The following is a 21,346-nucleotide window of genomic DNA, read 5'->3' as shown; positions in this document are numbered from 1 at the left end:
ACTCCGCTTTCCGTGGGCACGGCTTCAGCTAACTTCGTAAAGCAAAGATCGCTTTACGAAGTGGATCTTCAGCCCGCGCTGTTCCCACAGGAGTCTACGTATATTTCCATCGCTAGTAAAGATGCATTCTTTGTATGATAATAATTTTATTTTCATAATAATTGGTGGCTACGAGAAACTTTACCGTAGACGTTTCATGAGTTAAATATTACATTTATGAAAAAAAGACAGGCATATCAATTGTTTCTAACTTACATTACAATTTGATCCTCAAACTTTCTAAGTTAGATTCCATATACTCGCAAATTATTGCTCATTCGCAGGATTTCAAACCCGTTGCAAGAAAAATAACGGATAAATGAAATGCTTGTTGATGATTAAGGTTACATGAAGGCATGCGGAAATAGATGTATTGATATTAACTCTATTTATTCCCAAAATATACTGCACGCATTCTCAACACCGCCCCTGGTGGCCCATCCCCACCACGCCTCAACGAGTCTAATGTTCTTTCATTCCTTCATCAAGTCTGTCCAAGGGGTTGAAGCCGGTTTTGCTAGTGGAATGGGTCTGTTCCATTTTGTTTAAGAATTCCATTATTCCCTTATTTCTAGCGGAGGAAGCAAAGGCTTGAGACTCCTGTGGGAACAGCACAAACCGAAGATCCTCTATAGAAGCTGCTCTTTGCTTCTATAGATAGCTGAGGTTGTGCCCACGGAAAGCGATAGCCTTTGCTTCCGTAGCGGGATAATAAAGTTAATGACACTCTTAAAGAAAGTAGCTTTTGTTTAAGAAAGCCAAGCAATTTATCAGATATACTCCTAAACTTAAAACAGGCTACGATTAGCCGATATGTATACAAAAAAAGCCGTGCAATTGAGACGAATATCCGTCTCATCGCACAGCTTTTTTCTTTTCTTTTACAAAGCAGAAAAATGTTTCTCTTCTGCTGGTTCTAAGATAATTTCTTCTTCAACATCATCATTCACACGTTCAATATCAGCACCCAAGCTCGCAAGTTTCTCTGTAATATCTACATAACCACGATCAAGATGTTTTAATTCTGTAACGCGTGTATAACCTTTTGCTTTTAAACCAGCTAATATTAATGCTGCTCCTGCTCGAAGATCTGTAGCTGCAACCTCTGCACCCTGTAAATCAGTTGGACCTTCGACAATTACACTACGACCTTCTATTTTAAGATTTGCATTCATACGACGAAATTCTTCTACATGCATAAAACGGTTTTCAAAGACGGTTTCCGTAATCACACTTGTGCCTTCTGCTTGTAACATAAGTGCAAGCATTTGTGATTGCATATCCGTCGGAAATCCTGGATGTGGCATTGTCTTCAAATCAGTTGCTTTTAATTTGTGTGGTCCAATTACCCGCACGCCATCTAATTCTTCAACAATCCTTACACCCATTTCTTCCATCTTAGAAATTAGTGCACGCAAATGTTCTGCCTCTACACCTTTTACAAGTACATTACCACCAGTAATTGCAGCTGCAACCATATAGGTTCCCGCTTCAATTCGGTCTGGAATAATTGAATGCACTGCACCATGTAACGTTTCGGCACCTACTATTTTAATCGTTTCCGTACCAGCTCCGACAACTCTTGCACCCATTTTATTCAAAAAGTTGGCAAGATCAGTAATCTCTGGTTCTTTTGCTGCATTCTCAATTGTTGTTTTACCATCTGCTAATGCTGCTGCCATCATGATATTTTCGGTTGCACCGACACTTGGTACATCTAAATAAATTTTCGCACCTTTTAGACGTCCTTTTGAAAACACTTCGACATATCCATTTCCAACATGTATGTCTGCACCCATTGCTTCAAAGCCTTTTAAATGCAAATCAATCGGTCTTGATCCAATAGCACAGCCACCTGGCATTGCTACTTTTGCATGGCCGTAACGTGCTAACGTTGGTCCTAAAACTAGAACCGATGCACGCATTTTTCGAACATATTCAAAAGGGGCTTCTGTAATTAAATCTTCCACTGCATCAACGATTATTGTATTTTGTTGAAAATCAATTTTTGCATTCATATTACTTAATACATCTTTCATAGTCACAACATCAGCTAAAGCTGGAACGTTATGAAGCTCACTTTTCCCTTTACTTGCCATTATACTTGCTGCGATGACAGGCAATACAGCGTTTTTTGCACCTTCTACTTGTACAGTGCCGTTTAACTGCCTACCACCACGGACGATGATTTTATCCAAGGCTCATTCTCCTCTAAAGTCCAATTTCTATATTATTAATATTCAGTCGTTAGGATAGGTGTTCCTATTGTAAAGTTTAATTTTCCGTTTAAACCTTTTCTTGCTGCTAATTGAATATTCATTGACTTGTTCAATGAAGGCATAGCAGTCTCCCACTTTTCTGTGTATCCAGACATTACAATAAAGTCTTTTTCGTTCATTTCATCAATTTCTTTTACCTGTAATTTTTCTATCATTCTATCAAAAAGAACATCACTATCTATAATAGCATCTACTTCTGTCGAAATACAAGTAAATTTTGTCATATCATCACTGAAAACATTTTCCAATACACGTTGCACGCGGTTTTCTAAATATTTTTGATCCAAACTACCTACTTCTAATGATTCGATTTTGTAAATTACGTCAACAGTATCCTGTTCTTTTGAGGTTACCATTATAATAGATTCGTTTGAGTTTTCTTCTATACGGCTGTTCCACTTATATTTAATTGCATTTTTTGTAGTTTCAGTTGTATAACTAGAAGAAAAGCCGATTTGATTTATTGCCTGCATCATATCTGGCATCTCTTTTTTGTTGATTTGCTCTCTAATCATAATTTGCCATGTCTTTACCTGTAACGCTTCGTCTTCTACCGCGTCGATCATTTCTACTAATTCATTTATTGCCGAATCTTTTGCAATTACATCTTTTAAATGAAAGGTGAAAATTAGTACCACAAGTAGTATGATTGCTAAACTTCTATTTTTAATCATGATTTTATCTCCCTACCTTTTTTATTACTCAGTATGGTCGGTCGGCAATCAAACCATACTAAAAGGCGTTCGTCAAATCATGACAATAGGTTTAAAACAAGTAAACAAACTGTTGTGACCATTTAAGGAAATCTAAGAAGAAATTACTTACAGTAGTACCAATAACAATTGCAATAAAAACAATAAAAATCTTCGCTTCAAAAGTCCGCTCTTTTTTAAAGATCGAATCCAATCTTAAAGCTTGCATGATTTGCCACGTTATAACAATAAAGATAATGTGGGAAAGCATACTGATTAAAGCTAATCTCCCTAGTTCTTCCATAAACGAAACCTCACTTTTCTGTTTTAATTATCGATACAATCATTTGTCATTTCCCGGGGAATAACGACATTATTACACAAATTCATTTCTTACTTTATCATTCAACCTAAATAAGAATAATACCATGGATCGTCTATTTTTTAAATGACTTTTTAACTATTCCCCAGCTAGTTTAAACTAAACATTCTTATTCCTTTACTGAATATAGTCGCAATGGACAAAAAAAAGACTTTAAATCCAATTTTATATGGAAATAAAGTCTTTTATTTTTTGATAAAACCACAAAAGTGGTATTTATCTATTTGTTTTCTATCACATCTAGACGATTTAGTGCACGTTTAAGTGCATATTCTGCCCTTTTAAAATCAACATCATCTTGTTTAGTTTGCAAACGCCTTTCAGCACGTTCTTTTGCTTTACGAGCACGCTGAACATCGATGACACCAGGCGTTTCAGCTGATTGCGCAAGAATGGTTACTTTGTTATTATTTACTTCAACAAATCCACCATTAATCGCAATTTTTATTGTTTCGTTATCTCTTTTTAATCGTGTAACACTAATTACAAGTGGCGCAATTAATGGTATGTGATTTGGGAGAATTCCTAACTCACCGTTTTCAGCTTTACAACTAACCATTTCAAATGTGTCTTCTAAAATAGGGCCATCAGGAGTGACAACACTCACCGTTAGTGTTTTCAATGAAACCCCTCCTCAGGCTGGAATAAAGCTATTATAGAATATTTCTTACGCCATTTGTTTTGCTTTTTCAACAACGTCTTCAATTGTTCCAACTAAACGAAACGCATCTTCAGGAAGATCATCATATTTACCTGCTAAAATTTCTTTAAAGCCTCGAATTGTTTCTTTTACCGGCACATATGAACCAGGAAGACCCGTAAACTGTTCAGCTACGTGAAAATTCTGTGATAAGAAGAATTGCATGCGACGAGCGCGTGAAACGGTCAATTTATCTTCATCAGATAATTCGTCCATTCCTAGGATTGCAATAATGTCTTGTAATTCTTTATACTTTTGTAGTGTACGCTGCACTTCACGGGATATATTATAATGCTCTTCTCCAACAACTTCAGGGTCTAGTGCACGTGAAGTTGATGCTAATGGATCAACGGCAGGATAAATACCTTGCTCCGATAATTTACGATCTAAGTTAGTTGTTGCATCTAAGTGCGCAAACGTTGTTGCCGGCGCTGGATCTGTATAGTCATCCGCAGGTACATAAATCGCCTGAATTGATGTAACAGAACCTTTATTCGTTGATGTAATACGTTCTTGTAACTGACCCATCTCTGTTGCTAACGTTGGCTGATAACCAACCGCTGATGGCATACGACCTAGTAATGCCGATACCTCAGAACCCGCTTGTGTGAAACGGAAGATATTATCGATAAACAAGAGCACGTCTTGTCCTTGATCATCACGGAAGTATTCTGCCATTGTAAGCCCTGTTAGAGCTACACGCATACGTGCACCAGGTGGTTCGTTCATTTGTCCGAACACCATTGCTGTTTTTGTAATAACACCAGAATCTTTCATTTCAAAGTAAAGGTCATTACCTTCACGTGTACGCTCACCAACTCCAGCAAATACGGAGATACCACCATGTTCGAGCGCGATATTATTAATAAGCTCTTGAATCAAGACGGTCTTTCCTACTCCGGCTCCACCAAACAAACCGATTTTACCACCTTTAATGTATGGTGCTAATAAATCAACAACCTTAATTCCTGTTTCTAGAATTTCTGTTTCCGTCGCCAAATCTTCAAAGTCTGGTGATTGACGATGAATTGGATCGCGGCGAACATCATCAGGCAGTTTTTCACCTAAATCAATTTCTTCTCCCAACACATTAAATATACGACCTAATGTGACATCACCTACAGGTACCGAAATAGCACCACCAGTACTAATTACTTCTGCGCCTCGCTGAATACCTTCTGTTGCCTGCATGGCAATTGTGCGCACTGTGTTGTCACCTAAGTGTAATGCTACTTCAAGTGTTAATGCAGCACCATTTTCCTCTTTAGGAGAAATGACTAATGCATCATATACTTCAGGAAGTTGTCCGTTATCAAACTTCACGTCAATAACTGGTCCCATTACTTGCGTTACATGTCCTTTACTCATCGATTTCCCTCCTTACTTACATTTTACTATTTTTGGGCTGCTGCTCCACCGACAATTTCCGTAATCTCTTGTGTAATAGCAGCTTGACGAGCTCGATTATATTGTAAAGATAAATCATCAATTAAATCGTTCGCATTATCTGTAGCACTGCGCATTGCTGACATACGCGCTGCGTGTTCACTTGCTTTACTATCTAATAAAGCACCATAGATCAAGCTCTCAGCATATTGAGGTAATAATGACTCCAATATCTCTGCTTTACTAGGTTCAAATTCAAATGCACTGTTTTTGCTTTCAGTTGTGTGTTCAGCATTTTCAAAGTCTGTAAGAGGTAGTAACTTTTTAGTGACTACTTCTTGTGAGATTGCACTAATATAATGGTTATAGACAATATTTAATTCATCTACTTCCTCATCAATAAATAGTTGCACGGACTCCAAAGTTAAATCCTTAATATCTGAAAAAACAGGTTGGTCTGCTAAACCAATAATCTCATTTGTAATTGGCATATCTCGTTGTTTAAAGAAGTCTCTCCCCATTCGTCCAACTACAATCAACGTATATTCGTCTACCGATTGATGTTTTTCATGAATGGTTCGATACACTTTACGTAATACACTGCTATTAAAAGGACCCGCTAATCCACGATCAGATGTAATGACAAAATAGGCTGTCTTTTTCACTTCTCTTGGTTTTAGCATCGGGTGTTCAAATGTCTCATTACTTAATGCAATATGATGCACCATTTCTTGCATCTTTTCACTGTAAGGGATATAAGACTTTGAACTTAATTCCGCTTTACTAAGCTTTGATGCTGAAACCATTTGCATTGCATTCGTAATTTGTTTTGTTTTTTTAGTTGAGCCTATTCGTGTTTGAATATCTCTAAGTGATGCCACTTACGTTCAGCCCCCTTTCTTGAAAAGGTTTCTGTTGCAAAAGAAGAACGAAAATCAGAATTGCTTCTCATTTTTCATACCTTCCACTTCCAAATTATTTATTTTTCGGTACAAATTGTGCTTTAAATTCTTCAATTGCCGCATTCATCGCTTCTGCCTCAGCAAGGTTTCCGGTTTCACGGATTGTTGTTAAGATAGCCGCATGTTTTGCGTCAAAATAATCAAAGTATTCTGATTGGAAACGCGTAATATCATCTATTTCAACGTCATCTAAGTAGCCATGAACCAACGCATAGATAATCACAACTTGTTTTTCAACTACAAGTGGTTTATGTAGGCCTTGTTTTAACACTTCTACCGTACGAGCACCACGATTAAGTTTTGCTTGTGTTGCTTTGTCTAAATCAGATCCAAACTGTGCAAATGATTCTAACTCTCGATATGAGGCTAGATCCAAACGTAGTGTACCAGCAACCTTCTTCATTGCTTTAATTTGTGCTGATCCACCAACACGTGATACCGATAGACCTGGATTAATCGCTGGACGAACACCAGAGAAAAATAGATCAGATTGCAAGAATATTTGACCATCTGTAATGGAAATAACGTTTGTTGGGATATAAGCAGAAATATCACCAGCTTGTGTTTCAACAAATGGCAACGCTGTTAATGAGCCACCGCCTTTTGCATCACTAAGCTTTGCTGCACGTTCTAATAGACGTGAGTGTAAGTAGAATACATCACCTGGGAATGCTTCACGACCTGGTGGGCGTTTAAGTAATAGTGATAATTCACGGTATGCATTTGCTTGTTTTGATAGATCATCATAAACAACGAGTACATGCTTGCCGTCATACATAAATTCTTCACCCATCGTTACACCTGCATATGGTGCAAGGTACTGAAGTGGTGCTGGTTCTGAAGCTCCGGCACTAACTACTATTGTGTAATCTAGTGCACCATGTTTACGAAATACCTCTGTTGTAGAACGAACAGTAGAATCTTTTTGACCAATCGCAACATAAATACATACCATGTCTTGGTCTTTTTGATTAATAATCGTATCAATTGCAACAGTTGTCTTACCTGTTTGACGATCACCGATAATTAATTCACGTTGTCCACGACCAATTGGCACAAGTGCATCAATTGCTTTAATTCCTGTTTGTAGTGGTTCATGAACAGATTTACGATCCATTACACCTGGTGCTGGCGCTTCAATTGGACGCGTTTTACCTGTCTCGATTGGGCCTTTTCCATCAATTGGTTGACCTAGTGGATTTACTACACGACCTAGTAATTCAGGACCAACAGGTACTTCCATAATACGACCAGTACGACGAACGACATCGCCTTCACGAATCTCTCTATAAGCGCCTAAGATTACAATACCTACATTACTTTCTTCTAAGTTCTGGGCTAAACCCATTACACCATTTGAAAATTCAACAAGCTCACCTGACATAACGTTATCAAGACCATGTACACGTGCGATACCGTCACCGATTTCAATAACCGTGCCGACATCACTGACTTCAATATCCGCTTGATAATTTTCAATTTGCTGTTTAATCAGCGCACTGATTTCTTCAGCTTTAATGCTCATGCCAATTCACCCCTATCATCTTTAGTTTACTGAAACGATATTACGTTCAATTCTTTCTAATTTTCCTTTTATAGAGCCATCATAAATTGTATTACCAACTTTAAGCTTGATGCCACCCATAATTGAAGTATCAATTTCATTATTAATTTTTATTGTTTTAACAGCTAATTTTTTGGTGAATACAACTTGTAACTGTTCCTTTTCTTCTTCAGAGAGTGCGCGAACACTGTAAACCGTCGCTACCGCTATCCCTTTAGAGTCATTTGCGAATGCAATGAATTGATCTACAATTTCTGGAACAGCATCTTCATTATGACGATCTATTAATAGTTTCAATGTATTGCGAACTTCTTTTGCAAAATCATGAAAAGCTAGATCAATTATTTCTTTCTTTTTCAACGCATCAAAGCCAGGATGTTCTAAAAATCCAATGAAATCTTGATTTTGTTGAAAAACTTCCTTGACTATTAAAAGTTGAGATTCAATTGAATCAACATTTTCTGTTTGTTGTGCAAGTTGAAAAAGAGCTTCTGCGTAGCGTTTAGCAATCACTGCTTTACTCATTACTCTTCTCCTATCTCTTTCATGTAGTCAGAAATTAGTTTTTCTTGATCTTGTGCATCTAATTCTTTTTCAATTACTTTACTAGCAATTTGCACGGAAAGTGAAGCCACCTGTGCTTGAAGTGCTTGAATCGCATTTTCTTTTTCTTGCTTGATTTCTTCCTGCGCTGCTTGTTTTATTCTATCTGCTGCAGTTTCAGCTGCTTTCATAATAACTTGTTCTTGTTCGATCCCAGCTTTTTTTGCATCTTCAATAATAACTTGTGCTTCTAGACGCGTTTCTTTTAAACGCTCGTTTGCTTCTACAGACGCTTTTTCTGCTGAGATACGGTTCTTTTCGGCAACATCTAATTCATTTGCAATGTAGTTTTCTCGTTCTTCCATTTTATTCATCAATGGACCCCAAGCGAATTTCCTTAATAGATAAAGTAATATCGCAAAGCTTAGTAACGAAAAAATAATATCCCCATAAAGTAGGCCGCCAACTCCAGCTCCGAGAATAAGATTTCCAGCCAAATATTCCACTGTATTCACTCCTTTCAACAACTACTAACATCAAACTGTAGGTCCGTTATCCGTGATTATATAAAAATAGACTTTAAACAGATTAAAAACTTGGCTTATCGCCAAGTTTCATGGTGAAAGCCTTGATTTTGAAATTAAAGGAATGGCGAAACTTCCCCTAAAGATAATTTCGCCACTTTATTGTTACTATTGAGTTCTTACAGTACCATGAAGGCTACAACGATAGCTAAGATCGGAACTGCCTCTACAAGTGGAATACCAATTAACATAACTGTAGTTAATGGTCCTCTTAATTCTGGTTGACGCGCAATCCCCTCAACCGTTGTCTTTACTACCATACTACTTCCCAAACCTGCTGCTAATGCTGCCAATCCTGCTGCTAATGCTGCTGCTAATGCTTCCATTTAAAAATTCCTCCTTTTAAAATATGTAAAAATTTTATTAGTTTCTACATTATATTTAATGATCATCTGCCACTTTATGCGACATATAAACCATCGTTAACATGGTGAATACAAAGGCTTGAATCGCCCCTACAAATAAACTAAAGCCTTGCCATACTATCATCGGCACTAGCGAAAAAATAAAACTACCTGTTCCGGCCATAAAAGCCATTTGGGCTATAAGGGATAGTAAGATCTCCCCCGCAAAAATATTACCAAACAAACGAAAACCAAGTGTCATCGTATTTGTGATTTCCTCAATTAACTTAAATGGTAAGATAAATGCAACTGGTTTTGTTAAATCTTTAAAATAACCTTTCACACCCTTAATTTTAATACCATAAAAGTTTGAAAGGACGATAATAAATGCTGCTAGTGACAATGTAATGCCTACGTCAGATGTTGGTGATTTCCACCATAACTCATGATCATATACTCCCATCGTTATTACACCTAAGATATTACTAATAAAGATGTATAAAATTAATGTGAGTCCTAACGGCAAAAACATTTTACCTCTACGCCAATCCATCGTATCGCCAATAATACCTTTTACGAAGTCTATTAAGAATTCCATCGCATTCTGCATACCTTTTGGTTTTGTTTGCAAATTACGACTGCCTACTAAACCAATTATAAATACAATGACTGACGCTACAATGATCATCAATACAGTTGACGCATTAAAATCGAGTCCTGGAATACCAAGAAAATCATATACAATTGGTGATTCGTGATCCACTTGTTTCACCTCTTTTCTCAAAAATTAATCTCTTGTCAGGAACAATAAACCATCTATCATAATAACAAGATACATTGTCATTAATCCTATGATCACTGCAATAAAATGAAAATACTGTTCAAATTCTATTGCAAGTAAGACAACCGCGGCAACTGAACCAAATCGAACAAATGTACCAAGGCCAAAAACTTTTGTATCATTTACAATAGCTTCACCTAGCTTTTTTATTTTCCTTTGTAGCAACCAGAGATTATAAAAACTAACTGCACTACCCAGTAACAAACCATTAAATATACTATGATAGGACGTTACCGCTGTACCTAAAGCTAGAATCGCAAGATAATAAAACATCCATTTTTTCTGACGAGATATCATTTGTCCATATTCATCCATGATTCTTCGTCCCCCAAAAAAATCCATCAGCCAAACCAAGGCGATCCTCTCGACAAATTATGACAAAAAGAAAATATATTCGCAAGTCTTTAAACCAGAAATGATTTGTCAGTGACAAAAGTCACATGAAAACCCTGTCATAAATCAAAATTTAATTTCTTTAGGCACGCTTTATTTAGGATAGTTCCGATAAAATAAATCAAATTCAAGTTAGAAATCACCTAAAAAGAACAATATCGCCTTCGAATACATAGCTTTGGTTTAAAATGTCTATTTACTATTATAATGGATTTATCACTATAAAGGTAGAGACAATTTTGTGAATTCACTATTAAATTTTGAGAAGATTTAAAATTTGCTATCACTATCTTACCAATATCCGTTATATTACTCAATCAATATATTCATTTGATAGTGAAAAATTTCTTCATTCTCTGTTTCAACAGAAATATCTGCAATGTATTCACCTGGTTCAGGCATCGATTTTAATGGAATTTCCCCTTCCACTACACCTTGTTTCGGAGCATCTATTGCTACTAGTGTTTGTTGAAATGTTAGGGTGTTCGGATCATATAAATCAACCGTTATTTTTTCTGCAACCTCTGGCGAATAAAAACGGTACTGGTAGATCTTTTCTTGAAAAGGGGCTAACTCTAATTCAAAACCCATTGCTTTAGGAAAATTACTCATTTGATTGACATACATGTATGGCAAAGAAAATGTTTGTTCTTGATTTGTGAGTTTTAACCATCCCTGATAAAGTCCCGGTTCAAGTAAACTGCTCGTAATCGCTAATTCTATTGGCACTTGCTCTGTTTGACCCGGTTTTATAGTGAACGATTTTGGTGTGTACCAGCGTAATCCCTTTGTTTGTTCAGGTAAATCAAAAGCATACGTTTGCGGCTTGTCTGATATATTACTTACTTCAAGTTCTACGACGTGGCTTTCTTTTGGGGTATTAATTTTACCAAATGAGAGTAATGGATTCGTAATAATCGTTGCCGTATTAATCGATTCTGATAATCTGATTCTACCCATTCCCTGCTCAATCGGCTCATAAAATTGCACCCCATCTAGCAGCGGTAAAGCTTGGGTCAGAAGCGCCCCTTTTAATTGTGTAGGTGTCCATTCAGGATGTGCTTCTTTTAATACTGCAAGTGCACCTGCAATATGTGGGGCAGCCATACTGGTTCCTTGAAGTGTCTGATAACCACCCGGGACTGTGCTTGTTATTTGTGCGCCTGGTGCAACAATTTCAGGTTTGATTTGCCAATTTGCCGTCACAGGACCTCGTGAGCTGAAATCTGATATCTGATCTTGTGTGATCTGATATTCGGTGTCAATCCAATACGTGTGTGCATCGATTTGTTCTACTAGCCACTTGCCATCTTTTTGTGATATTCCTGTAACCGGAATAGAAATCTCTTCCTCCATCCCTCCTTGAAAGCTGCCTTTTTCATTATTATAGATAAGTACAGCCACAGCTCCAGAAGCTTCAGCTTGTTTGGCCTTTTCTGTGAACGAAATGTCTCCTCGTTCTACTAAGACAATTTTCCCTCTTGCATTTGGAATTGTCTCTTTACCATCTCCACCATTTACTAGCGGGTATTTTTTTTGCAAATCCCAAGCTGGCGCTCCTGCCAATGTAATAAGTTCTATTTTTTTATTTTCAAAACTATCGTATAAAGAGGCGATTTTGATTGGAGGTGTAGAAGAACCTACTCCTATTGCCTTTGTTGCTGTTGCAGGAGAACCCACAGTCCAATCATCTGGGCCAGAATTACCATTTGCAATCACAACGGATACTCCTTCATCTACTGCACGGTTAACAGCAATACTAGTCGGCCAATCCGGGCCATTAATTGTATTGCCTAGTGACATATTAATAATATCCATACCATCTTTGACCGCTTTCTCCAAAGCTGCGATAACTTGAACGGATGTGCCTGCACCCCCTGGTCCTAGTGCGCGATAACCATAAAGATCTGCATCAGGTGCTACCCCTTTCATCTTTCCGTTAGCCGCGATAATACCAGCAACATGTGTGCCATGAATGGTTGGTAACCCTTGTTCTATTAGCGTTTCCATTGGATCATCATCCATATCAACAAGATCAAATCCACCCTTATAATTCTTCTCTAAATCAGGATGTTGATAATCAATTCCTGTATCGATCACACCAATTTTCACACCTTTTCCAGTGTAAGATAGCGGTTCATGCGTTACTGCATCTTCCAATAGAAAGGGAACACTTTCATTTATCGGTGCTTGTTCTGTTATTTGATACGTTTGTACCGGGTATGCTTTTTTTAGAAACTCTAGTCCATTCAAACGTTCTAACTGATGGGCTTTACCACGTAATGCTAATCCTTGAAAAAGGGTGTCATAAACCTCAAGCACTTCTACAGTTGGAAAATATGTTTCAATATATTCTTTTTGTTCGTGTGGATTCCCTTCAACTTCTACAATGATTGCTTGTTCTTCTATTTGCGCTTGCATCGTAATTGGGGGATTAATTAACGCTAGTGTAATGAGAAAGAATAAGATAATTCTAGTTCGCATACAATGATTTTCTCCTTGTTTTTTCGCTAGTATGTGAGAAAAATCAGTTTGCTATACTTTTTAGTTGCGAGAATGGAATACACTCAAAAATTCACAAAAAAGAGAACTCCATTAGTTGCGAAGTTCTCCTTTTAGTATTATCTCGTTATAAAAGCAGGTGGTTTATCGTTTATTTCCTTGAAATAATAACGAATGGCATCTGCAATGCGTGCACTTGCTTCTCCGTCTCCATATGGATTCGATGCATGTGCCATTTTTTGATGTTCTGTTTCGTCAGATAGTAATTGATCTGCTAATTCGAATATGTTGTCTTCATCTGTGCCAGCAAGTTTCAGTGTTCCTGCGTCTACACCTTCCGGACGCTCTGTTGTATCACGAAGCACCAATACAGGCACACCTAATGAAGGTGCTTCCTCTTGAACGCCGCCTGAATCCGTTAAAATCAGATATGCTCTTGACGCGAAGTTATGGAAATCAACAACGCCAAGCGGGTCAATTAAGGTAATACGCTGCTCTTTTCCTAGAATTTGATCAGCAGTTTCTTGAACAACTGGATTAAGGTGAACAGGATAGATGACATGGATATCTTGATGTTTTTCTACTAGACGTTTGATTGCGCGAAACATTTGTTGCATATTCTCGCCCAGATTCTCCCGTCGATGTGCAGTCATTAACACCAGTCGATTTCCTTCTATTTCATCTAATATTTCACTCGTATAGCTCGCATTAACAGTTGTTTTTAGTGCATCTATTGTAGTGTTACCTGTCACAAAGATATTCGCATCTGCTTTATTTTCTGCTAATAGATTTTCTCTTGCTCTAGTAGTAGGTGAAAAGTGAAGATCAGCCATTACACCTGTTAATTGTCGATTCATCTCTTCAGGATAAGGGGAGTATTTATTCCACGTCCGAAGTCCAGCTTCCACATGACCTACTGTAATTTGATTATAGTAAGCCGCTAAAGAGGCTGCAAATGTTGTCGTCGTATCACCATGAACAAGTACAATATCTGGCTTTGTCTCTTTCATTACCTTGTCTAAACCCTCAAGCGCGCGTGTCGTAATTTCTGCTAGCGTTTGACGCGCTTTCATTATATTTAGATCATAGTCTGGTTTAATATTAAAAATCGTTAAGACTTGATCAAGCATCTCTCGGTGTTGTGCTGTGACCGTAACAATCGGTTCAAATTGTTCTGAACGTTTTTTTAATTCTAGTACGAGTGGTGCCATTTTAATCGCTTCTGGTCGTGTTCCAAATACCGTCATTACTTTGATTCGTTTTGTCATGTGTCACACTTCCTCCTTTTCAGAAGAAAAGCGCTACATATATGGCATAGGTAGCGCTTCTTTCACAATATTATTTGGTACCGAATAAACGGTCACCGGCGTCACCTAGACCCGGAACGATATAGCCATGATCATTTAATTTTTCATCTAATGCTGCAAGGTAAATATCTACATCAGGATGATTTTTTTTAATTAATTCTACGCCTTCTGGTGCTGCTACTAAACACATCAATTTAATGTTTGTTGCCCCGCGCTTCTTCAATGATTCAATCGCATCATTAGCAGAGCCACCTGTAGCAAGCATTGGATCAATTACAATTAATTCACGTTCTTGGATATCAGAAGGTAATTTGATGTAATATTCTACTGGTTGTAAGGTTTCTGGATCGCGATAAAGACCAACATGTCCTACTTTTGCTGCTGGAATTAAACGCAATACACCATCTACCATACCTAAACCGGCACGTAAGATAGGTATGAGACCTATTTTCTTTCCACTTAATGTTTTTGTAACTGCAGTAGTTACTGGTGTTTCTATTGTTTTTTCCTCTACTGGTAGATCTCTAGTAATTTCAAAAGCCATTAAACCGGCCACTTCATCAACTAATTCACGAAATTCTTTTGTCCCTGTTTCTTTATTTCGAATATACGTCAGTTTGTGCTGTATTAATGGATGATCCAGTACAAATACATTTCCCACTTCTGATCACTCCTCATCTTTTTTTGCATCTTTAAAAGTGTACTGAAAAAAGCACATTGTTTCAAGTTAAGATGCTAATTATTTTTATTTTTTTAATAAATGCCTCTATTTTAATAGACTATTTCCGTAAACTTTGCTTGTTAAACTCAGGGATTGATTCAACATACGGTGAATATGGCCCTTGACGATGAGGTAATGAACTATATACAAATACAATAGTTAGTAACATAATAATTTACTGATTGATTCTGTTTTGCACATAGAAGTAGATCCACTAACTAGCAGATCATGTGAAATGGGTGACACTCTAGTGGGAACAGCACGGGCTGAATATCCACTTGGAAAGCGCATTTTGCTTATCCGAGTTAGCTGAAGCCGTGCCCACAGAAAGGGAGCCCATTTCACTTGATCTGCGGGTTTAAAAACCAGTCATTTAAAATAATCCCTAACCTGTTAATCTGGTTAGGGATTTGTTTTATTAGGGATTTAGCTTTGGTATAGAGGGAATTTAGCTGTCAATTCCTTCACACGTGCTTTTGCTTGTTCTAATTTCGTTTCATCTTCGTGATTTTTTAATGTGAACGCAATGATAGATGCGACTTCTTCCATTTCTGCTAAACCAAAACCACGAGTTGTCACTGCTGCGGTTCCAACACGGACACCACTTGTCACAAATGGACTTTCAGGATCAAACGGAATTGTATTTTTATTTGTCGTAATTCCAATATCGTCTAATGCCTTTTCTGCAACTTTCCCAGTTAAACCAAGATCACGTACATCTAATAATAAGAGATGGTTATCTGTTCCACCTGATACAATGCGAATACCTTCAGCCTGCAATGATTCACCAAAACGTTTTGCATTATCAATAATGTTTTGACCATACACTTTAAAATCATCAGATAACGCTTCTCTAAACGCAGTTGCTTTGGCTGCAATAACGTGCATTAATGGACCACCTTGTACACCTGGGAAAATAGATTTATCAATTTGTTTCGCAAATTCTTCATTACACAAAATCATCCCACCACGAGGACCTCTAAGTGTTTTGTGTGTTGTTGTCGTTACAAAATGGGCATGTGGAACTGGATCAGGATGCAAGCCAGCTGCTACAAGTCCAGCAATGTGGGCCATATCAACCATTAAATATGCGCCTACTTGATCTGCAATCTCACGGAATTTTTTGAAATCAATTGTACGTGAATAAGCACTAGCACCAGCGACAATTAGCTTTGGCTTTACTTCGATTGCTTTTTCCAAAAGGACATCATAATCAATTTGCTCTGAATCAGGATCTACCCCATAATCTTCAAAATTATAAAGCGTTCCACTAAAGTTAACTGGACTTCCGTGTGTTAAATGTCCGCCATGATTAAGATTCATACCTAAAACAGTATCTCCAGGCTCTAAAATGGTGAAATAAACTGCCATATTTGCTTGTGCACCTGAATGAGGTTGCACATTAACATGTTCAGCACCAAATAGTTGTTTTGCACGATCTCGCGCTAAATTTTCGGCAATATCAACATATTCACAACCACCATAATAGCGTTTGCCTGGATAACCTTCAGCATATTTGTTTGTAAGTACGGATCCTTGCGCTTCCATAACGGCTTCAGAGACAAAGTTTTCAGATGCAATTAACTCAATTTTATCATTTTGGCGCTCGCGTTCTAGTTCCATTGCTTGAAAAAGTTCTAAATCATTCTGTTTCACATGCTCCATTTCGTAATTCCCCCTAAGTAATGTGGTTGCTTCGTTTATTTTATTAGAAAAGTTAGAGTTCTAACTAAACTGTCTACTTAACGTACATAAACCGCTCGTGGACCACCAATTAGCTTGGGCCTCGTATATGCGGCATTTATTCTAGCGCTCCCAACAGTACGCTGTTTAAAGCGAAGTGGAACTGCTACATGCTTCAAATGCATGCCGATCATTGTTTCACCAATATCGATTCCAGCATCTGCCTTTATCTGTTCAACAACAACAGGATCCTTCATTTCTTTAAATGCGAAAGCCGCCATAGACCCACCCGCCGTGCGAACAGGTACCGCAAATACTTCCTCATAGCCATATTTTTCACTTGTTTGGCGTTCAATTACGAGTGCTCGATTTAAATGCTCACAACATTGAAACGCTAACGCAATACCTGTTTCCTTTTGTAATTGTTGAAAAGCCTGATAAATCTGTTCAGCTACTTCTTCACTACCAGACGTACCAATATGCTCACCAATTACTTCACTTGTTGAACAGCCAATCACAAATAGTTGATTTTCTTTTATATAACCGCTACTTTTCCACTCGATAATAATTTCTTGTAATTGCTTTTCAATTTGCATCATTATCTTCGCATCCTTTATGCTTCATGCTTCGTTTCATAGTCGCTTAATTTACCAATTCGATCTGCGTGTCGTCCACCTTGAAATGTTGTTCCAATCCAAGTACGCACAATTTCTTTCGCTAAATCTTCTCCAATTACACGTGCACCCATCGCCAACATATTTGAATCATTATGTTCTCTAGTAACTCGCGCACTGTATACATCATGAACTAATGCACAGCGAATGTCTTTCACCTTATTCGCAGCAATCGACATGCCTATTCCAGTTCCACAAATCAAAATCCCACGATCATATTCACCTTTAGCAACGCTTTCTGCCGCTGGGATACCATAATCCGGGTAGTCAACTGAATCAGCACAATCACTGCCAATATTGTTATAATTAATGCCTAATTCTTCTAATAATACGCCTATTTGTTTGGCTAATTGGTAGCCACCATGATCTGAAGCCACTACTACTTTCATTAGTAAACCGCTCCTTTATTGAACACAATTCTATTATCTACTATCTTACTTGTTTTACTGCTAGATGAACAGGTAAAGTCAGACTATTTTTAAAAACTTTTTTAAATTTTTAGAAATATTCCTTAATTATCCGTATTGTCTAACGTTTCGATTAGAAGATCAACATATTTATCCATTTCTTCTAACGTTTGTTGATACGTTGCAGCATCTCCACCGTAAGGATCTGATATATCAAAATTCGGCAGTTCTGCTTCTAAACGATCAATTTCATCTTGATCTTCTCGTAAAAAGGCCCGTAGTTGTTGTTCTGATTGATTTTGATCTTTTTCTGCAACTACTAGTGCTCTCTTTTCTTCTAAACGTACATATGCCTTTTTTAATTGTTCCCATGTGGATTGTCCATCTAATAGTGTATATTCTTTTAATGTATAAGTTTTGTCATGAACCTGTGGGTATTGCATTGTTACTGTTTGCTTGTGTTGCATCGTCATTGTTAGGATAAGATCCGCCCAATCGAGCAGTTGCTCCGAAACGGGCTGTGATTGATGCTCCACCTTAATATTAGCAGTTTGTAACGCATCGATCGTTCCTTGTGACGCAGGAGAACCATTTGATGCAAAAATCCCCGCTGATTTCACTTCGAAATTAGATTTATGTTTCAGTAATGCTTCTGCCATTGGACTTCGACAAGTATTTCCCGTGCAAATAAATAATACGTTCTTCATGTCTTGCTTCCTCCTCAACTGACAACTTATCTAATTAAACTATATCATATTTATATACTAGCACCAAAACAAGAAAAAAGAGCTCCGTTTGGTTAGACGCAGCTCGGTTTCGTTCATTTTTTAGCCAAAAATAAAGTGGAGACCAAATGCGCAAAGAATACTTCCACCACATAATTCACTATACACTCCAAGTAAACCACGAGCTTTCTTTCCTAAAAGTAAACCTGCCCATGTCAACATCATGCTAGATATTCCAAAAATAATTATTGCGAAGAATGTTCTAACTCCAGACATTCCTAAACTTAGGCCTACTGAAAAACTATCTAGGCTTACACTTAAAGCAAATAACAATAGACCAAATCCAATTGGTTTTAACGGAAGCTTATTTTCTTTTTCAAATGTTTGTAATATCATATGTATGCCTAAACCAAATAAGAGGAACCCCCCACCAATTACAGCAAGTCCTTCCATTTTCCCAGAAATGAAATTACCTAGGACAATACCGATAAATGGCATAAACATATGGAAGAATCCAACCGTAATACCAATAAAAAGAATGCGCTTTAAGCGTAAGGCTTGTAATCCCATCCCAAGTCCTACCGAAAAAGCATCCATGCCTAACGCAATTGCCATCATTATAAGTGATAGATATTGATCAAGTTGATCGATCGGCACTGTTTATCCCCTACTTTCGGACATGCTATTGTACTATATGCGCGAAAGTAAGGCGTTATGAATAGATCTATTTTATATTTTAACTCTTTTAAAAAAGGGAATTCGATATGCTGTCAACTAACTACCATAGCGGCTCATCTTCATTCGATAATTCTGTTAGAAACGGAAAAATCCCCACCATTAAAATCAAATAAACAAGAAAAATTCCGACTGAAAGATAAAGTGAAATGTCAAACATATTCAGTAGAATAATAAAGGGAAAGATAAAGGTTAATGCTGCAGTTCTTTTCCTTGCTTTCGTTGAATAATACTGCTTTTCGCCACAGTGAGGACATTCCATAGAATTATCTAATGTAAACATCTTTATAAACGTTTGTTTCCAACTCCACTCTTTGTTGCAATTTTGGCAAGTTGGCATTTCTTGATGCCTCCTTTATTTTTTCATATAGATACATTTTTTTCACAAAGTATTATATTCAGAATATCACGTTCTCACCAAACAGATACCGTTTGTAATTAGACACCAGCGAAGGAAGCAAATGGATGACACTCCTGTGGGAACAGCACAAGTTGAAGATCCACTCGGAAAGGGAATCCATTTGCTGACGTAGCGGGTAAGAAAGTTCCACTACGTCACATTTTCTATCAATTTCGAAAGATAAAACGCAATGAGGAGAACGTGGTCAACTTCAACTTTTGATTGCGAGACTTCTCAAGTTTATCAAGTCTTAAATTCCTGTTTCACGTTCTGACTGTTTCTGAAATACACAAAAACTAGCATCCAATATACAAATTGGTATGCTAGTTCACTTACTAATTTAGGTTTTCTCCAGCGAAAGTGAACTACTTACACTTTGCGAAAGCCTTCTTATCTAATCTGTTATTGTAAAATCAGTTGGCTTGCTGCTTTTTCCAGTCGATTCATAATTGCTTCACCTAAACCAATTTTTGGATAGACTTCCGCCAAAATAATATCCACATCTGTTTTGTTAAAAGCGCGCAATGTATCATAAAGATGCACAGCAACAGTTGTTAAGTCTGCCTGTGAACCGATAATTTTCATATTAGATGCTGTAACATGTGCTACTAATTCTTCGCTTACCATTACACCGACTTTTTTGCCTTCAATCTCAAATCGATCAATCTGTGATTGAATAAAAGCTGCATCGCCATCGACAAGATATAAAGGTACTTCCGGTTCGTAATGATTATATTTCATTCCAGGTGCTTTAGGTTGATCTTCTTTTTTAATTGAATGATCTAAGACAAGTGTCCCAGTTACCTCTTCTAATTGTTCCTGTGTAACACCGCCCGGTCGCAATACAACTGGTACCTCCGTCGTACAGTCTACAACTGTTGACTCCAATCCAACACCAGTTGGACCACCATCTATAATCCCGGCAATCTTTCCATTTAAATCATTGTAAACATGAACTGCGCTTGTTGGACTTGGCTTTCCTGATGTATTTGCACTTGGTGCTGCAATTGGTAAATTTGCTTCCTTTAATAACGCCCTAGCTATTGGGTGGTCTGGAATTCGAATCCCAATTGTATCTAATCCAGCTGTAACATTTGCTGCAATCTTTCCATTGCTAGCCAGAATAATAGTAAGAGGCCCTGGCATAAATGCATCGATAAGTTTTTTAGCAATAGGAGTGATAGTTGTAACATATTGTCCAATTTGTTCAGAACTAGCAAGATGGACGATCAACGGATTATCTGATGGTCGCCCTTTTGCTGCAAATATATTACTAACTGCTTGACTACTCGTTGCATCAGCACCTAATCCATAAACCGTTTCAGTTGGAAAAGCTATTACTTCTTGTTGCTTCAATAAGTTCGCCGCTTGATTGATTGCTTGTTGTCCTTCTCTATCTATTTCTTTAACTGTCCAATATTTTGTCTGCTTCATCGCAATCCCTTTCGCTATTAACAATTTATCCACAAGTTATATACACTTT

22 protein-coding genes are annotated in these 21,346 nt (G+C 37.5%); all 22 read right to left on the bottom strand.

Translation table 11 applies throughout. The annotated features are described in order from the left end of the window. Positions 1-920 precede the first annotated feature (920 nt). Positions 921-2,237 (bottom strand): UDP-N-acetylglucosamine 1-carboxyvinyltransferase, encoded by a 1,317-nt coding sequence (gene murA, locus D2K60_RS02595; RefSeq protein ID WP_117168427.1) that lies wholly within the window; start codon positions 2,235-2,237, stop codon positions 921-923. Positions 2,238-2,272: 35 nt separating this feature from the next. Then, the gene (locus D2K60_RS02590; protein WP_117168426.1) at positions 2,273-2,992 is read right to left on the bottom strand and encodes a YwmB family TATA-box binding protein; all 720 of its coding nucleotides are present in this window, start codon (positions 2,990-2,992) and stop codon (positions 2,273-2,275) included. 91 nt (positions 2,993-3,083) lie between these two features. Further along, positions 3,084-3,314 carry a DUF1146 family protein gene (locus tag D2K60_RS02585; RefSeq protein ID WP_117168425.1) on the bottom strand — a complete coding sequence of 77 codons (231 nt, stop codon included), beginning with the start codon at positions 3,312-3,314 and terminating at the stop codon, positions 3,084-3,086. Positions 3,315-3,612: 298 nt separating this feature from the next. Beyond that, positions 3,613-4,014, bottom strand: a complete 402-nt coding sequence (locus D2K60_RS02580; RefSeq protein ID WP_117168424.1) for a F0F1 ATP synthase subunit epsilon — start codon at positions 4,012-4,014, stop codon at positions 3,613-3,615. Between the two features lie 45 nt (positions 4,015-4,059). Next, the gene (gene atpD, locus D2K60_RS02575; RefSeq protein ID WP_117168423.1) at positions 4,060-5,460 is read right to left on the bottom strand and encodes a F0F1 ATP synthase subunit beta; all 1,401 of its coding nucleotides are present in this window, start codon (positions 5,458-5,460) and stop codon (positions 4,060-4,062) included. A 26-nt stretch (positions 5,461-5,486) separates the two neighbouring features. Beyond that, positions 5,487-6,359, bottom strand: a complete 873-nt coding sequence (atpG, locus tag D2K60_RS02570) for an ATP synthase F1 subunit gamma (protein ID WP_117168422.1) — start codon at positions 6,357-6,359, stop codon at positions 5,487-5,489. A 94-nt stretch (positions 6,360-6,453) separates the two neighbouring features. Beyond that, complete coding sequence (atpA, locus tag D2K60_RS02565) at positions 6,454-7,965, bottom strand: F0F1 ATP synthase subunit alpha (RefSeq protein ID WP_117168421.1); 1,512 nt, start codon at positions 7,963-7,965, stop codon at positions 6,454-6,456. A gap of 21 nt (positions 7,966-7,986) precedes the next feature. Beyond that, positions 7,987-8,529, bottom strand: a complete 543-nt coding sequence (locus D2K60_RS02560; protein ID WP_117168420.1) for a F0F1 ATP synthase subunit delta — start codon at positions 8,527-8,529, stop codon at positions 7,987-7,989. Then, positions 8,529-9,053: a F0F1 ATP synthase subunit B gene (gene atpF, locus D2K60_RS02555; protein WP_117168419.1), complete on the bottom strand. Its 525-nt coding sequence runs from the start codon at positions 9,051-9,053 to the stop codon at positions 8,529-8,531. Before atpF ends, D2K60_RS02560 begins: the two co-directional genes overlap by 1 nt. A gap of 197 nt (positions 9,054-9,250) precedes the next feature. After that, a complete protein-coding gene (gene atpE / locus D2K60_RS02550) occupies positions 9,251-9,457 on the bottom strand; it encodes a F0F1 ATP synthase subunit C (protein WP_117168418.1) in 207 nt (68 codons plus the stop codon). A gap of 55 nt (positions 9,458-9,512) precedes the next feature. Then, positions 9,513-10,238 (bottom strand): F0F1 ATP synthase subunit A, encoded by a 726-nt coding sequence (gene atpB, locus D2K60_RS02545; RefSeq protein ID WP_117169085.1) that lies wholly within the window; start codon positions 10,236-10,238, stop codon positions 9,513-9,515. A gap of 24 nt (positions 10,239-10,262) precedes the next feature. Further along, positions 10,263-10,631 carry an ATP synthase subunit I gene (locus D2K60_RS02540; protein WP_117168417.1) on the bottom strand — a complete coding sequence of 123 codons (369 nt, stop codon included), beginning with the start codon at positions 10,629-10,631 and terminating at the stop codon, positions 10,263-10,265. A gap of 387 nt (positions 10,632-11,018) precedes the next feature. Continuing rightward, positions 11,019-13,193: a S8 family serine peptidase gene (locus tag D2K60_RS02535; RefSeq protein ID WP_117168416.1), complete on the bottom strand. Its 2,175-nt coding sequence runs from the start codon at positions 13,191-13,193 to the stop codon at positions 11,019-11,021. A 137-nt stretch (positions 13,194-13,330) separates the two neighbouring features. After that, complete coding sequence (gene wecB / locus D2K60_RS02530) at positions 13,331-14,479, bottom strand: non-hydrolyzing UDP-N-acetylglucosamine 2-epimerase (protein ID WP_117168415.1); 1,149 nt, start codon at positions 14,477-14,479, stop codon at positions 13,331-13,333. Between the two features lie 70 nt (positions 14,480-14,549). Then, a complete protein-coding gene (gene upp / locus D2K60_RS02525) occupies positions 14,550-15,179 on the bottom strand; it encodes a uracil phosphoribosyltransferase (protein WP_117168414.1) in 630 nt (209 codons plus the stop codon). 486 nt (positions 15,180-15,665) lie between these two features. Beyond that, a complete protein-coding gene (locus D2K60_RS02520) occupies positions 15,666-16,904 on the bottom strand; it encodes a serine hydroxymethyltransferase (protein WP_117168413.1) in 1,239 nt (412 codons plus the stop codon). A 77-nt stretch (positions 16,905-16,981) separates the two neighbouring features. Then, a complete protein-coding gene (locus D2K60_RS02515) occupies positions 16,982-17,521 on the bottom strand; it encodes a TIGR01440 family protein (RefSeq protein WP_117168412.1) in 540 nt (179 codons plus the stop codon). Between the two features lie 14 nt (positions 17,522-17,535). Beyond that, on the bottom strand, positions 17,536-17,985 hold the full coding sequence (gene rpiB, locus D2K60_RS02510; protein WP_117168411.1) for a ribose 5-phosphate isomerase B: 450 nt from the start codon (positions 17,983-17,985) through the stop codon (positions 17,536-17,538). 122 nt (positions 17,986-18,107) lie between these two features. After that, positions 18,108-18,710, bottom strand: a complete 603-nt coding sequence (locus tag D2K60_RS02505; protein WP_117168410.1) for a low molecular weight protein arginine phosphatase — start codon at positions 18,708-18,710, stop codon at positions 18,108-18,110. 120 nt (positions 18,711-18,830) lie between these two features. Beyond that, the gene (locus D2K60_RS02500) at positions 18,831-19,385 is read right to left on the bottom strand and encodes a manganese efflux pump MntP (RefSeq protein WP_117168409.1); all 555 of its coding nucleotides are present in this window, start codon (positions 19,383-19,385) and stop codon (positions 18,831-18,833) included. A 121-nt stretch (positions 19,386-19,506) separates the two neighbouring features. Beyond that, on the bottom strand, positions 19,507-19,803 hold the full coding sequence (locus D2K60_RS02495) for a TIGR04104 family putative zinc finger protein (protein ID WP_117168408.1): 297 nt from the start codon (positions 19,801-19,803) through the stop codon (positions 19,507-19,509). 462 nt (positions 19,804-20,265) lie between these two features. After that, complete coding sequence (locus D2K60_RS02490; RefSeq protein ID WP_117169084.1) at positions 20,266-21,297, bottom strand: L-threonylcarbamoyladenylate synthase; 1,032 nt, start codon at positions 21,295-21,297, stop codon at positions 20,266-20,268. Positions 21,298-21,346 lie beyond the last annotated feature (49 nt).

The organism is Paraliobacillus sediminis (genome assembly GCF_003426055.1).
This window is presented reverse-complemented; position numbering and strand designations above follow the sequence as displayed.

Bases quoted from the DNA above. Each gene is read 5' to 3' on its own strand.
- atpD (WP_117168423.1), bottom strand. From the start codon at position 5,460: ATGAGTAAAGGACATGTAACGCAAGTAATGGGACCAGTTATTGACGTG.
- D2K60_RS02495 (WP_117168408.1), bottom strand. From the start codon at position 19,803: ATGCCAACTTGCCAAAATTGCAACAAAGAGTGGAGTTGGAAACAAACG.
- D2K60_RS02515 (WP_117168412.1), bottom strand. From the start codon at position 17,521: ATGATGCAAATTGAAAAGCAATTACAAGAAATTATTATCGAGTGGAAA.
- D2K60_RS02585 (WP_117168425.1), bottom strand. From the start codon at position 3,314: ATGGAAGAACTAGGGAGATTAGCTTTAATCAGTATGCTTTCCCACATT.
- D2K60_RS02590 (WP_117168426.1), bottom strand. From the start codon at position 2,992: ATGATTAAAAATAGAAGTTTAGCAATCATACTACTTGTGGTACTAATT.
- atpE (WP_117168418.1), bottom strand. From the start codon at position 9,457: ATGGAAGCATTAGCAGCAGCATTAGCAGCAGGATTGGCAGCATTAGCA.
- D2K60_RS02540 (WP_117168417.1), bottom strand. From the start codon at position 10,631: ATGGATGAATATGGACAAATGATATCTCGTCAGAAAAAATGGATGTTT.
- rpiB (WP_117168411.1), bottom strand. From the start codon at position 17,985: ATGAAAGTAGTAGTGGCTTCAGATCATGGTGGCTACCAATTAGCCAAA.
- D2K60_RS02505 (WP_117168410.1), bottom strand. From the start codon at position 18,710: ATGAAGAACGTATTATTTATTTGCACGGGAAATACTTGTCGAAGTCCA.
- D2K60_RS02490 (WP_117169084.1), bottom strand. From the start codon at position 21,297: ATGAAGCAGACAAAATATTGGACAGTTAAAGAAATAGATAGAGAAGGA.
- D2K60_RS02560 (WP_117168420.1), bottom strand. From the start codon at position 8,529: ATGAGTAAAGCAGTGATTGCTAAACGCTACGCAGAAGCTCTTTTTCAA.
- wecB (WP_117168415.1), bottom strand. From the start codon at position 14,479: ATGACAAAACGAATCAAAGTAATGACGGTATTTGGAACACGACCAGAA.
- D2K60_RS02520 (WP_117168413.1), bottom strand. From the start codon at position 16,904: ATGGAGCATGTGAAACAGAATGATTTAGAACTTTTTCAAGCAATGGAA.
- D2K60_RS02535 (WP_117168416.1), bottom strand. From the start codon at position 13,193: ATGCGAACTAGAATTATCTTATTCTTTCTCATTACACTAGCGTTAATT.
- atpA (WP_117168421.1), bottom strand. From the start codon at position 7,965: ATGAGCATTAAAGCTGAAGAAATCAGTGCGCTGATTAAACAGCAAATT.